1 pseudogene is annotated in these 255 nt (G+C 40.0%); it reads right to left on the minus strand.

Annotation, left to right across the window (positions count from 1 at the left end):
* Window positions 1-37 precede the first annotated feature (37 nt).
* A pseudogene (locus tag C5745_RS20000) lies at window positions 38-255 on the minus strand (Fic family protein); the annotation flags it as partial.

The following is a 255-nucleotide window of genomic DNA, read 5'->3' on the forward strand; positions in this document are numbered from 1 at the left end:
ATTGCGGGTGCCGATACCTTTTAGGACTATTACGGCATCAAAAATAAGTTTTGACGGCAAACCGGAATTGTTCCATAAATATTTCCTTGAAAACACTGATGTTGTTCTGCTCATAAAAGATCAGCATCGCTTTTTTGTATTCGATGGAATCAATCGTCCTAAAGGAAATCGGGCAATACTGATTGGCAATCAGAATGGCATTGCTGACAATTCGCGCTGTTCGTTTGTTTCCATCATTGAATGCCTGAATGTAGG

This window comes from Sphingobacterium haloxyli (assembly GCF_002980525.1).
GTDB classification, from domain to species: Bacteria; Bacteroidota; Bacteroidia; order Sphingobacteriales; family Sphingobacteriaceae; genus Sphingobacterium; species Sphingobacterium haloxyli.